Annotated in this window: 10 protein-coding genes; 4 read left to right on the top strand and 6 right to left on the bottom strand. The window is 75.0% G+C overall.

Annotated features, from left to right (window positions below; genetic code table 11):
• Positions 1-82 precede the first annotated feature (82 nt).
• The gene (locus ACPC54_RS34820) at positions 83-1,387 is read right to left on the bottom strand and encodes an MFS transporter (protein ID WP_498970468.1); all 1,305 of its coding nucleotides are present in this window, start codon (positions 1,385-1,387) and stop codon (positions 83-85) included.
• A gap of 17 nt (positions 1,388-1,404) precedes the next feature.
• Here ACPC54_RS34820 and ACPC54_RS34825 point away from each other — a divergent pair, with 17 nt between their 5' ends.
• The 3 genes from ACPC54_RS34825 (at position 1,405) to ACPC54_RS34835 (ending at position 4,727) form a co-directional block, all read left to right on the top strand.
• Entirely contained in the window at positions 1,405-2,679 is a 1,275-nt protein-coding gene (locus ACPC54_RS34825) for an ROK family protein (RefSeq protein ID WP_498970469.1), read from the top strand.
• Between the two features lie 141 nt (positions 2,680-2,820).
• A complete protein-coding gene (locus tag ACPC54_RS34830; protein WP_498970470.1) occupies positions 2,821-4,011 on the top strand; it encodes a PLP-dependent cysteine synthase family protein in 1,191 nt (396 codons plus the stop codon).
• A gap of 143 nt (positions 4,012-4,154) precedes the next feature.
• Entirely contained in the window at positions 4,155-4,727 is a 573-nt protein-coding gene (locus ACPC54_RS34835) for a TetR/AcrR family transcriptional regulator (protein WP_498970471.1), read from the top strand.
• A 185-nt stretch (positions 4,728-4,912) separates the two neighbouring features.
• Here the strand turns inward: ACPC54_RS34835 and ACPC54_RS34840 are convergent, their stop codons facing one another.
• The 5 genes from ACPC54_RS34840 to mscL all read right to left on the bottom strand — a co-directional run bounded on the left by ACPC54_RS34840 (position 4,913) and on the right by mscL (position 11,125).
• Positions 4,913-5,215: a DUF6191 domain-containing protein gene (locus ACPC54_RS34840; RefSeq protein WP_498970472.1), complete on the bottom strand. Its 303-nt coding sequence runs from the start codon at positions 5,213-5,215 to the stop codon at positions 4,913-4,915.
• A gap of 64 nt (positions 5,216-5,279) precedes the next feature.
• On the bottom strand, positions 5,280-7,811 hold the full coding sequence (locus ACPC54_RS34845; protein WP_498970473.1) for a right-handed parallel beta-helix repeat-containing protein: 2,532 nt from the start codon (positions 7,809-7,811) through the stop codon (positions 5,280-5,282).
• A 393-nt stretch (positions 7,812-8,204) separates the two neighbouring features.
• Positions 8,205-9,083 (bottom strand): MOSC domain-containing protein, encoded by an 879-nt coding sequence (locus ACPC54_RS34850; RefSeq protein WP_498970474.1) that lies wholly within the window; start codon positions 9,081-9,083, stop codon positions 8,205-8,207.
• A gap of 276 nt (positions 9,084-9,359) precedes the next feature.
• Positions 9,360-10,145 (bottom strand): DUF6643 family protein, encoded by a 786-nt coding sequence (locus tag ACPC54_RS34855; RefSeq protein ID WP_498970475.1) that lies wholly within the window; start codon positions 10,143-10,145, stop codon positions 9,360-9,362.
• A gap of 530 nt (positions 10,146-10,675) precedes the next feature.
• Complete coding sequence (mscL, locus tag ACPC54_RS34860; RefSeq protein WP_498970476.1) at positions 10,676-11,125, bottom strand: large conductance mechanosensitive channel protein MscL; 450 nt, start codon at positions 11,123-11,125, stop codon at positions 10,676-10,678.
• A gap of 452 nt (positions 11,126-11,577) precedes the next feature.
• On the opposite strand from mscL, the gene ACPC54_RS34865 reads away from it, so the two are divergent.
• Positions 11,578-12,747 carry a glycosyltransferase family 4 protein gene (locus tag ACPC54_RS34865; protein WP_498970477.1) on the top strand — a complete coding sequence of 390 codons (1,170 nt, stop codon included), beginning with the start codon at positions 11,578-11,580 and terminating at the stop codon, positions 12,745-12,747.
• Positions 12,748-12,864 lie beyond the last annotated feature (117 nt).

Here is a 12,864-nt window from a genome sequence, read left to right on the forward strand (position 1 = left end):
CGACAGCGAACAGCTGACAGATGATGAAAGCTGTCAGCTGTTATCTGTTCGCTGTCAGTTGTTCGCTGTGATCCGTCAGCCGTCAGCCGTCGCCGGTCGCCCTCCCGCCCGTCGCCGAGCCGTCCGCGCGCCCTCGCCCCACCGCCAGTGGCAGCAGGGCCGCCGTCGAGGCGGCGACCGCGACCGTGGTCAGGGCGAGCGGCAGCCCGACCGCGTCGGCGAGGAAGCCGATCACCACCGGGCCGATCAGCATCCCGCCGTACCCGAGGGTCGAGGCGAGCGCGACGCCCTGCGGGCCGCCCGCCGCACCGGCCCGGGCGATGGCGAGCGGGAAGAGGTTGGCGAGCCCGAGGCCGACCAGGACGAACCCGGCGATGGCCGGTGCCGCCGCCGGGGCGAGCGCCGCGAGCACCATCCCGGCCGCCGCGAGCAGTCCGCCGAGCAGCATCAGCCGGGTCTGGCCGAGCCTGATGGACAGCCAGGTGCCGCCGACCCGCCCGCTGGTCATCGCGAAGGCGTACGCGGCGTACCCGGCGGCGGCCGTACCGGCGCCCGTGTGCACGTCGTCGGTGAGGTGCAGGGTGGTCCAGTCGGCGACCGCGCCCTCGCCGTACGCGGTGCACAGCGCGGTGAGCCCGAGCAGCAGGACCAGCAGCCGGACGTGCCCCGCCCCCGTGCGCCCCGGGCGGCGGCCGTCGCCCCGCTCCGCCGTACCGCTGTCCGGCGTGACCATCGGCGCCGCCGGGCTGCGCAGCAGGAGGGTGCCCGCGCCGGCGGTGACCGCCAGCCCCAGTATCCCGCCGAGCGCGAGTGCCCAGGCGGTGGTCAGCCGGTCGGCGAGCAGGCCGCCCAGGCCCGCTCCGAGCAGTCCGCCGAGGCTGTATCCGGCGTGGAAGCTGGGCATCACGGGCCGGCGCAGCTGTGCGACCAGGTCGACGGCGGCGCTGTTCATGGCGACGTTGGCGCCGCCGTACCCAGCGCCGAAGAGCAGCAGGGCCGCGCCGAGCGAGGTCACCGAGTGGGCGTGCGCGGGCAGTGCGACGGCGAGGCTGAGGAGGGTGAGCGAGCCGACCGTGACCGGGCGCGAGCCGTATCGTAGGCAGAGCCGTCCGACCGCCGGCATGGTCAGGACGGCGCCGATGGACAGGCAGAGCAGGGCGAGCCCGAGGGCGCTGTGGGTGGCGTGGACCTGGCTGCGGACGTCGGGGATGCGGACGACCCAGGCGGCGAAGAGGAAGCCGTCGACGGCGAAGATCGCGGTGAGCGCGAGGCGCGCGGTGCTCCAGGGGCTGTCGGTCGCCGGGGGTGTGCTGCGAGACTGGGTCGGGGTCCGGTCGGGGCGGGATAGGGGCCGGGGGAACGAGCGGATTTTGTTTCGAAGCGGCACAAAGTCACAATAGGGGCGTGCAGCTTTCACCTTCAAGTCCTCGGCCCGGCACCGGGAACGGCTCCGACGCGCAGCGCGACGCCCACCGCCGCGCGGCCCCCGACCGCGGTCGGACGCTGCTCGGCCCCGCGCTCTCGCTCATCCACACCGGCCAGGCGCCGACCCGCTCGGCGCTCACCCGCGCGCTGGACGTCACCCGGGCCACCGCCGGTGCCGTCACAGCCGAGCTGGAGGCGCTCGGCCTGATCACCGTCGACTCCCGCCCGGCCGGCGGCGGCCGCGGCCGCCCCTCGCACCGGCTGGCGATCGACCCGCAGGGCCCGGTCGTGGTCGCCGGGCAGATCCACGCGGACGGGCTGAGCGTCACCCTGGCCGGCCTCGGCGGGCTGCTCGACCCGCCCGTCCACCTGCCGCTGCCCGCCGCCACCGACCCGGTGCGGATGCTGCGCGCGGTCGCCCAGGCGGGCGCCGAGCTCACCCGGGCGACCGACCGCCGCTGCCTCGCCGCGGCCCTCGCGCTGCCCAACCCGGTCACCGAGCCGGACGGCACCGCGCTCGCCGCCCTGCACTTCGCCTGGCCCAGCGGCACGCCCGTCGCGGACCTGTACGACGTCGAGGTCGGCCGCGCGGACCACGGCCCGAACGCCCTGAACCCGCTGCCCGCCGCCATCGCCAACGACGCCAACCTGGCCGCGCTCGCCGAGTACCGGCACGGCGCCGGCCGCGGCGCCCGGCACCTGCTGCTGGTCACCTCCGGCCACCGCGGCGTCGGCGGCGCGCTGGTGATCGACGGCCACCTGCACACCGGCAGCGCCGGCCTGGCCCTGGAGGTCGGCCACCTCACCGTCGACCCGCAGGGCCGCCCCTGCATGTGCGGCAACCGCGGCTGCCTCAACTCCGAGACCGATCCGGACGCGCTGTTCGCCGCCGCCGGCCTCACCCCGGAGCCGGGGCGCCCGCTGCTCGACCAGGCGCGCGACCTCTGCCGGGCCGCGGCCACCGACGAACGGGCGCGGGCGGCGGTCGAGCACGTCATCGACCGGCTCGGCCTCGGGCTCGCGGGGGTCGCCAACATCCTCAACCCGGACCGGGTGGTCCTGAGCGGCCTCCACCTCGACCTGCTGGAGGCCGCGCCCGAGCGGCTGCGCGCGGTGGTCGCCGAGCGCTGTCTGTGGGGGCGCAGCGGCCGGGTGCCGATCGTCGGCGCGGAGCTCGCGCACGGCGCGCTCGCCGGGGCGGCCGAGCTCGGCTGGGGGCCGTATCTGGCGGACCCGCAGTCGGTGCAGGCGTAGCGGGCGGGGAGCACGCGACAGGGGTTCCGGGCGGGTCGCTCCGGAGGCGATAAGCCGAAGCTGGACCGGCAGAAATGGTCACTTATCGTGACCCTCGTACACTCGTAGTGAGCACGAGGGGGGATCGACGAGGGAGAGACCATGAGCACCCAGCACGGTACGGACGGCGCGGCCAGAACCGGCGCGACGGGCAGCGCGGGCGGCGCGGGCGTCGCCGGTGTCGCGGACGGCATCGAGCCGACCGTCGACGTCGACCGCACGGACCCGCAGTACCGCGCCTGGCTCAAGGAAGCGGTGCGCAAGGTCCAGGCCGACGCCAACCGCTCGGCCGACACCCACCTGCTGCGCTTCCCGCTGCCGCCCGAGTGGGGCATCGACCTCTACCTCAAGGACGAGTCCACCCACCCGACCGGCTCGCTCAAGCACCGCCTCGCCCGCTCGCTGTTCCTGTACGGGCTCTGCAACGGCTGGATCCGCCCCGGCAAGCCCGTCATCGAGGCCTCCAGCGGCTCCACCGCCGTCTCCGAGGCCTACTTCGCGAAGCTGATCGGCGTGCCCTTCATCGCCGTCATGGCCAAGACCACCAGCCAGGCGAAGATCGACCTGATCCAGTTCCACGGCGGCGAGTGCCACCTCGTCGAGCGCTCCTGCGAGGTGTACGAGGTCTCCGCCCGGCTCGCCGAGGAGACCGGCGGGCACTACATGGACCAGTTCACCTACGCCGAGCGGGCCACCGACTGGCGCGGCAACAACAACATCGCCGAGTCCGTCTTCGCCCAGCTGCGCCTGGAGCCGCACCCGGAGCCGGCCTGGATCGTCGCCACCGCCGGGACGGGCGGCACCTCGGCGACCATCGCCCGGTACGTGCACTACATGCAGTACGACACCCGGATCTGCGTGGCGGACCCGGAGGACTCCTGCTTCTTCGACGGCTGGGTGAACCACGACCCGGACGCGGTCTGCGAGACCGGGTCGCGGATCGAGGGCATCGGGCGGCCCCGGATGGAGCCGAGCTTCGTGTCCGGCGCGATCGACCGGATGATGAAGGTGCCGGACGCCGCCTCGATCGCGGCGGTGCGGGTGCTGGAGGACGTGCTCGGGAAGAAGGCCGGCGCCTCCACCGGGACGGGACTGTGGGGCGCGCTGCGGGTCGTCGCCGAGATGCGGGCGGCCGGCCGGACGGGCAGCGTGGTGAGCCTGATCTGCGACCCGGGGGACCGCTACCTCGACAAGTACTACTCGGACGACTGGCTGGCCGGTGAGCGGATCGACATCGCGCCGTACCGCGCGGCCATGGAATCGTTCCTGGCGGGCGGTGCCTGGACGGGCTGACGCCGAACGGCCGGCCGCCGGGCTGCTGCGCACGGAGCAGCAGCCCGGCGGCTTTTTCGCGCTCCCGTTCCTGTCGGTGCTAGAAATGAGAATGGCGAAAGGTCGTTCGCCGCTCGTTTGCCTAGCGGTGCTAGGGTCTGGATATGTCGATTCATCAGCGCCGCGAGCGCGAACGCGCCGAGCGGCACCAACTGATCATCAGGACCGCCCGGGAGCTGGCCGAGGCCGAGGGCTGGGACGCGGTGACGACGCGCCGGCTCGCGGAGCGGATCGAGTACAGCCAGCCGGTGCTCTACAGCCACTTCGCGGGCAAGACCGAGATCGTCGCGGCCGTCGCGGTGGAGGGGTTCGCGGAACTCGGCGCGAGCCTGCGCGCGGTGGTCGCCGAAGCGGACGGGCCGGCGGCGGCGTTCGCGGCGGCGGCGAAGGAGTACCTGGCCTTCGGCCTCGCCAACCCGGCGCTCTACGACGCGATGTTCACGCTCGTCACGGACCTGCCGTTCGGCCGGCCCGAGGCGCCCGCCTCGCTGCACGAGGCCTTCGGCGTACTGGCCGGGACCTTCGCGGAGGCGTCGGGGGAGGAGGACCCGGTCGTGTTCGCCGAGGTGGGCTGGGCGTCCCTGCACGGGCTGGTGACCCTGGCGCGCGGCGGCCGGCTGCAGTCGGATCTGGCGGAGCGGCGGGTGGACCTGCTGGTGCGGTGCCTGCTGGGGTAGCGGCCGCCCGGGCCGGCGGGCGGCGAACGGCTGGCGGATGTCAGCGAACGGATAACAGATTTCAGATTCTGTCAGCTGACATCTGTTATCTGTTATCTGTCCGCTGACATCTGTTAGCCGTCAGCCGTCAGCCGTCAGCCGTCAGCCGTCGTCGGTCAGCGGCCGGCGACCGGCCGTCGCGCCCGTCAGCCCTCGGGACGGCGCCGGATCACCACCCGGCCGTCCACGATGTCGATCCCGCTGCGCTTCGGCGCCCCGTCGAGCTCGTCGTCCCGCAGCACCAGCTCGACCCGCCGCTGTTCGAGCTGGACGCGCTTGCTCGGGTAGAGCAGCGCGTGCAGTTCCTCGGTCGCCGTGGCGCCCGCGCCGCGGTCTCCGGCGGCCGGGCGGGCGCGGAGCCGTCGCACCACCGCCGCGAGGAAGAACAGCGCCACCAGTCCGGCCGGCAGCAGCAGCCCGCCCGCGGCGCCCGTCAGAAGAACGTCCATATCCGCCTCAACGCGCCTGCGCCGTCGCCGAGTTCCGGACGTGCGCGGCAGCCGGGGGAGCCGGTCAGGGCAGCGGCGTGGTCGGCAGGTCGGCGGGGACGAGGAGTTGCAGCTCCTCGGTGGACGGGTCGGCGAGGTGCGCGACCCGGACGGCGTGGCGCTCGACCATGGTCTCGAACACCTGCCGCGCGGTGCGCCCGTTGCCGAAGTTGGGCCCGCGCTCCAGCCGGGCGAAGTGGCCGAGCAGCGCGCTCTCGGACTCCTCGGAGAGTGCGTACTCGTGCTCCGCGCACTGGGCCCGGGTGATCTCCAGCAGCTCGTCCGCCGTGTAGTCCGGGAAGCTGATGGTGCGTGAGAAGCGGGACGAGACACCGGGGTTGGCGGAGAGGAAGCGTTCCATCTCGGCGGTGTAGCCGGCCACGATGACGACCACCTCGTCCCGGTGGTCCTCCATCAGCTTGACCAGGGTGTCGATGGCCTCGCGCCCGAAGTCCCGCGCGCCGTCCTCCGGTGCGAGCGCGTACGCCTCGTCGATGAAGAGCACCCCGCCGCGTGCCCGGTCGAAGGCGGCGGCGGTGCGGATCGCGGTGGAGCCGATGTGTTCGCCGACCAGGTCGACCCGGGCGACCTCCACCAGGTGTCCGCGCTGGAGGACCCCGAGCGCGGCGAGGATCTCCCCGTAGAGCCGCGCGACGGTGGTCTTTCCGGTGCCGGGGGCGCCGGTGAAGACCAGGTGCCGGCGCAGCGAGGGTGCCTTGAGGCCGGCCTGTCGGCGCCGCCGCCCGACCGAGATGAGGTCGATCAGGGTGCGCACCTCCTGCTTCACGGTGGCGAGCCCGACCAGTGCGTCGAGTTCGGCGAGCGCCTCCTCGGCGGGTCGGCAGTCGGGGATCGGCGCGATCGCCGCGGTCGCCGACGCGCCGCCGGCGGTTGCGGTGGCGGTGGCCAACGCGGCTGCCGCGGTGCTGAGTCGGGAGGCCCGCGGCGCCGGCAGCTCGGTCGATCCGGCGCCCGCCCCGAAGCCCGTACCCGCCCCGAAGCCCGCGCCCGATCCAGCCGAGAAGCCCCCGCCCGTCCCGGCCCCGAAGCCCGTTCCCAGCCCCGCGGCCGTCCCGAAGGCCGCCCCGACGTCGTCCGAGGTGCACCCCTCCGCGACCGGTCCCGGTTCGGAGAACTCGAACCCGGCTCGCTCGTTCTGTTCGGCCCGGCACCGGGTGAGCTGGGTGCGGCACCCGTCGATGATGTGGAACCCGAAGCCCTTGCCGTGCGAGACCCGGCAGTCCTCGAAGGTGCCCCGGCCCTGCGCCGAGACGTACACCCCGGCGTCGGTGCTGGCCCGGACGGTGCAGTCGCGCAGCACCGGGTCGGCGCCCTTGGTGACGATCACCCCGGTGGCGACGTCCGAGATCTCGCAGTCGGTGAGCAGTCCACCGCTGCCGTGGTCGCGGAACCACAGCCCGGTGCCGGCTTCCTGCACCCGGCAGGCGGTGAGGGAGGCCGTCGCGCCGCCGCTGACCGAGACCGCCGAGCTGCGGATCCGGCTGAAGGAGCAGCCCGCGGCGGTGGCGGCGGAGTCCCGGTCGAGGACGAACAGGGCGTCCGGGAGGTCGTGCAGGGAGCAGTCGGTGAGGGTGAGCCGGGCGCCGTCGCTGACCCACAGGGCCGGGTACTCGCCGGTGGAGCCGTGGATCTGGCAGGACTCGGCGACGGCTTCGGTGCCCTGGTCCCAGACGGAGAGCGCCCCGCGTCCGAAGTCCCGGATGGTGCTGTTCGCGAGGCTGAGCCGGGCGCGTCCGCGCAGGTCGGCGCCGTTCTCCGGGACGTCGTGCACCCGGCAGCCGGTGAGCGCGAGTTCGGCTTCGCCGTCGAGGGTGAGTCCGTTGCCGGTGACCCGGTGGATCTCGCAGTCGACCAGCCGTCCGCCCGCGTGGGCCTCGGCCTGGACGCCGCTGCCGCGGATCTCGTAGATCTCGCAGCCGGTCAGTTCGGCCGCGCTGCCCGGGTCGGAGAGCAGGACGCCGGCGCCGGCGGCGTGGTGGATGCGGCAGCGGTCGAGCGCGGCGGTGGCGCCGCCGAGGACGGCGAGCCCGGCCTGTCCGGCGGCGGCGACCTCGCAGTCCTCGAAGGCGGCGGCGGTGTCCTCGCCGCGCAGCCGCAGGCCGAGGCCGGCGGGGTTGGCGATCACGCAGCCGCGCAGGGTGGGCCGGGCGCTGTCGGTGATCTCGACGCCGGTGGCGGAGCGGGTCTCGATCCGGCAGCCGCTGAACGCCGGGGTGGCCTGGGCCCCGGTGACCAGGACGGCGGGGGAGGAGCTGTCGGTGGCTTCGACGACGAGGTCGCGGACGGTCGCGGCGGCGGTGACGGTGAGCGCCACTCCGCCGGCCGGTTCGATCCGGACGGTGCCCGGTCCCTGGGCCGGGACGATGGTGACCGCCTTGTCGAGCAGCACGTTCTCCCGGAAGGTCCCGGGCCGGACGGTCACGGTGTCGCCCGGTTCGGCGGCCGCCAGCGCCTCCGTGAGGGTGTCGTACTCGCCCGCGCGGCGACGCCAGCGGGATGCGCTGTCCTGGGTGACCCGGACCCTGTGCTCAGCCATGACGGTCTGTCGTCCCCACCTTCGTCACCTCGGTCGTCCCCACCTTCGTCGGGCCCACCTTCGTCGGGCCGGCGAACGGGCCGGCGATCGACGGTCCGTCCGCGCGGGGCGTGCCGACCGTCCGCCGCCCACCGTAGCGCGCCCGCGCGGGTGCTCCGGCCGCCCGCCGTGGTGCGGGGGCCGGGCGGACACGGGTGGCACCCGCCGCGGCCACAGGTTCCGACCACTTGTTTCAACGAGCGCGCACAGCCCTGGTTCCGTACCGGCCGGGGCACGGGCGCCGGTTCAGCGCCCGCCGCCGGGCCGGAGCGCCCCGCCGCAGGTCAGCGCAGGTCGGCGCCCGCCGACTCGCCGCCCGCCGACTCGCCGCCCGCCGGCCCGGCACCCGCCGGTTCAGCCCGCGGCGGTCACCGGCCAGTGCGCCCCGTCCTCCAGCACCTCGACCTCGTCGCCGAGCCGCAGCGTGCCGAGCACGTCGCCCTCGACGCCGGCCGGCCGCTCGGGGATGAGGTTCTGGCCGAACGCGGCCTTGCCGAGCAGTCGGTGGTGCCGGGCCAGGGTGCGCAGCGGCTCCTTGCCGCGCCGCTCGCCGGACTCCTGGTCGGTGGTGGTGATGATGCAGCGGCCGCAGGGCTTGACGACCTTGAAGGTGAGCTCGCCGATCCGGATCCGGCGCCAGCCGTCCTCGGCCCAGGGCTCGGTGCCGGAGACGACGACGCTGGGGCGGAAGCGCTCCATCGGCAGGGGCTCGTGGCCGTCCGGGTTCTCGGCGGCGATCAGTTCGTTGAGCCGGTCCCGCGAGGCGGTGGTGGTGACCAGCAGCGGGTAGCCGTCCGCCATCGAGACGGTCTCGCCGGGCTCGCTGAAGTCGGGCTCGATCGCCCGGGCGCGCGGGTCGTCGAGGTGGATCAGGCGGTAGTCGCCGAGGTGCTCGGCGATCCAGGCGTGGGCCTTCTCGTCGGCTTCGGCGGCGTGGAAGTGGTCGCCCCAGACCTCGACGTCGGCGCGGGGGGCGCCGGTCGCGACGCTGGGGGCGGCGATCTCGATCCGGGAGCCGTCCGGGGCGGTGAGCCGGAGCGCGCCGCCGGGCAGCAGGTCGGGGCGGATCTGGCCGAGGGCGGTGTTCTCGCGCTGGCTGACGAAGCGTCCGGTCGGGTCGGCGAGCATCCAGCGGCGGTCTCCGGCCAGGCCCCAGGGCTGGACGTCGGCGCTCTCGGGGCTGAGGCGGTACATCGACTTGACGGGGTAGACGTGGAGTCCGGTGAGCTGCATTCCCCCATCCTGCCAGCCGGGTGCCCGCAGTCCGGAAGGCCCCCCGGGCTGCGCGGAGGCCGTCCGGCGGCGCCTTCGGGAGGGCTGCCCGAGCGGCCGGGAACGTCGAAGTGCCCCTGTACGCGCACGGACCGCCCGGGTCGCCGTGAGGGGCGTACCGGGCGGTCCGTGGATGACCCGTTTCTCCGTTCGCCCGGCGTTCAGGGGGCGCCGGGTGGTGCTCAGGTGGTGCGGGTTCGGGCCGGTGGGGGCGGCCCGGGGTGTTCGGTCAGCGGCTCAGTAGCCCTGGCCCTGCGGCTGGTAGCCGCCCTGCGCCCCGGCGGTGAACTGGCCGGGCTCGCCGTACCCGCCGGGCCGCTGCGGCTGCATCGGGCGGACGGGCGCGACCGGCGCCATGGCCGGGAGGAGCTGGGTGCTGCCCATGGCCTGGTCGGCGCCCGGGCCGGGGAAGCCGGGGCCGGCGGGCTGCGGGCCGCCGAAGCCCTGCGGGGCGCCGAAGCCCTGGGGCTGGCTGCCGGACTGCGGGTGGCCGAAACCGCTCGGGCCACCGGCGGGCTGGGCGCCGAAGGTCTGCGGGCCGCCCTGGCCGACGAAGGTGTTCTGCCCGCCGAAGCTCTGGCCGCCGGTCGGCTGGTAGCCGCCCTGGCCGAAGGAGGGCGCGGCGGGCTGCGGCCGCTGGTACGGCTGGGGGGCGCCGTAAGCGGGGACGGGCGGCTGCGGAGCGGCGGCGTACGCCGGCGCGGGCTGCGCGGGGATGTACGCGGTGGCCGGGCCGGCGGAGGGGGCGCTGCTCGGGCCGGGGCCCAGGGCGAGGCGGGCGGGCGGCAGCGCGGGGAGGTTGCTGCCGGCGCTCTCGTACCCGGTGCCGTACCGGTTGTCGTAGGACTGGCCGAGGCCGCTCCCGTAACCGGACGACAGTGCCGGCGGCAGGGCGGCCGGCACGTTGATGGGCGCGATCTGGGGGACGCCGCGCTCAGCCACGAGGCTGTCGTAGATCGGCGTGCTGGAGGAGAAGGACGGAGAGGGGTAGCCGACTCCGTCGTAGGAGCGGGGCGAGGTCATGGGGCATACGGTAAGCCCACAATGCGCCTGCTGAGGAGAGCGGGAGGGGGAGCAGTTCGAGTGTTTACACAGTCTTCGCTCGCACAAAGGTTTCGAAAGTAGGAAGAACGGACAAACCGGCAACCAGTTCCGGACAACCCCGACGTACCGTCAGTGATCGAACAGCGCCCGGACGGCACCGCCGGAACTCCTTGCGGTGGCCGGATGGTGGACGGTCAGGGCCCCTCTGGAGAAACTTTTACGGACGGGGCGTGCGCCGGCGCATTCGAGCCCCCGCCGACCTGGCGACGGGGGCTCGTGAATGTTTCGGGGATAAGGTCCCCGTCAGCGCCTCGGAGCCGGCGCCGAGCCCACCGGTCGGCGGCCGCCGACCTGCGTCGGGACGGGTGGCCGCGGCACGGCGGACGGCCCCGGCCGGACCGGTCGCCCGGCAGGGCCCGGCGGCACTGGCTGGTTCGGTCGCCCCGGTGCGGCCCGCTGGCCCGGTGCGGCGCGTGGCCCCGGTGCGGCCCGCTGCCCCTGGCCGGAACTCAGCTGGACTGCAGCGCCTGGGACTGCGCGGGCAGCCCCGGCCGGACGGCGACCTCCGAGGTGCAGAACGAGCAGCGGCTGGCCGCGGCCGGGATCGAGCTGAGGCACTCCGGGCAGTCGACCTTGGCGACCGGCGCCGGCTTGTCCTTCTCGAAGCGCGACTGCAGCTTGCCGACCGGCACCACCACGGCGAAGTAGATCACCGCGGCGACGAGCACGAAGCTGATCAGCGCGTTGACGAAGACGCCGTACGGGAAGACGGCGCCCGCGATGTCGAAGGTCTTCTGGGTGAAGTCGCCGACCGCGCCGGTGGCGACCCCGATCAACGGAGAGAGGAAGGCGGTCACGAACCCGGTGACGACGGCGGTGAAGGCCGCGCCGATCACGATGCCGACCGCGAGGTCCACCACGTTTCCGCGCAGCAGGAAGCTGCGGAATCCCTTGAACACCGGATGACTCCAAAACCGTACGGGGGAGGGGGAGATGGGGCGGCTCGGCGCGCGCCCCGGTCGGACATGGTGCCGAGGCGGCCGGGCCGAGGTCCAACCGCGTTCACCCGATCCGCGTAACCGGATCCCCGCCGTCCTCCGGCCGGGTGCCCGCCGCACGCCCGCCGAGGCGGGTGCGGCCGGGCTGCGCGCGGGCCCTCTGCGTACCGGTCGATCCCGGGCCGCCGGGCGGGGCGGCCGGGCGGTGTGAGCCGGTCCTTGACACGGCGTGCGGCGGAGCTGTCGGAGGCGCCGCGGCGCGACCGGGGGCGAGTCGGGGCGCACGGCGGGCGCAACCGGCGCACGGCGGCGGCAGATCGGCGCACACCGGGTGTACGGGCGCGGGCTTACGGGCCACCGTCAGGTTGCGCGAAGGGGCTGTAACGCGCGTTGAGCTGTGCCAAGGTCGGTCCATGCCCGACCATACGGCGGCCGAACCGGCCGGAGACCGCCCTCGCGTGCTGCACCTGATCAGTGACCAACGCCGCGGCGGCGCCCAGAACTTCGCCCGTGACCTCCACCGGGAACTGGGCCGCCGGGGCCAGGCCTCCGCGCTCTGCGCCCTCGCCCCGCACCCGGCCGCGGGTGCCGGCTCCGACGCCCGCGGCGGGAGACCGGACGGGGTCTGCGCCGCGCCGGTTCCGGCCCCCGCCGCCGTCCTCGGGCCCGGCCGACTGCGCCCCAGCACCCTGCGCGCGCTGCGCATCGCCGCCCGCTCCGCCGACGTGGTGCTCGCCCACGGCTCGCACACCCTGGCCGCCTGCGCCCTCGCCCTGGCCGGCACCCGCACCCCCTTCGTCTACGTCTCCGTCGGGCACCCCTGCTACTGGACCGCCAACCGGCTGCGCCGCGCGCGCGGTGACGCGCTGCTGCACCGCGCGGCCGCCGTCACCACGCTCACCGAGGAGGCCCGCACCGTTCTGGAGGAGCAGTTCCGGCTGCCCGAGGGCAAGGTGCGGGTGATCCCCAACTCCCGTGCGGCGGAGAGCTATCCGCCCGCGGACGGCCGGGCCGACCGGCGCGCCGCCCGGCACGCGCTGGGCCTGCCCGCCGACGTCCTGCTGGTCGCCTGGATCGGCGCGATAGCTCCCGAGAAGCGGCTCGACCTCGCGCTCGACGTGCTCGACCGGCTGCCCGACGTCCGGCTCGCCGTCGCCGGCGACGGCCCGCTGCGCGAGACCCTGGCCCGCCACCCGGCCGCCGCCCGCGCCCACTTCCTCGGCCCGCTGCCCGATCCCGTCCCGCTCTACCGGGCCGCTGACGCCCTGCTGCTCACCAGCGACAGCGAGGGCGTGCCCGGCGCGCTGATCGAGGCCGCGCTGGCCGGGGTGCCCGCCGTCGCGACCGACGTCGGCTGGGTCCGCGAGGTGGTCCGGGACGGCGCCACCGGCGCGCTCGTCGCCCCCGGCGACCCGCTCGCCCTCGCCGAGGCCCTGGGCAAGGTGCTGGCCTGCAATCGCGACGGCCTCGGCGCGGCCGCCCGGGCGCACGCGCTGGAGCACTTCGAACTCGGCGCGGTGGTGGACGACTGGCAGCGGCTGGTCGACGAGGTGTGGGCCGGGAGCGAGGCGCCGCGCGACTGAGCCCGGCGCGGAGAACGTCGCTCGGAGGCCGGAGCACGTCGCCCGGAGCACGTCGCCCGGGGCACGGTGAACGGCCGGGTGCTGCGCCGATCGGGCGAATCCCGGCCCGGCCGAACC

The organism is Kitasatospora sp. NPDC094028, from assembly GCF_049543595.1.
In the GTDB taxonomy this organism is placed as follows: domain Bacteria; phylum Actinomycetota; class Actinomycetes; order Streptomycetales; family Streptomycetaceae; genus Kitasatospora.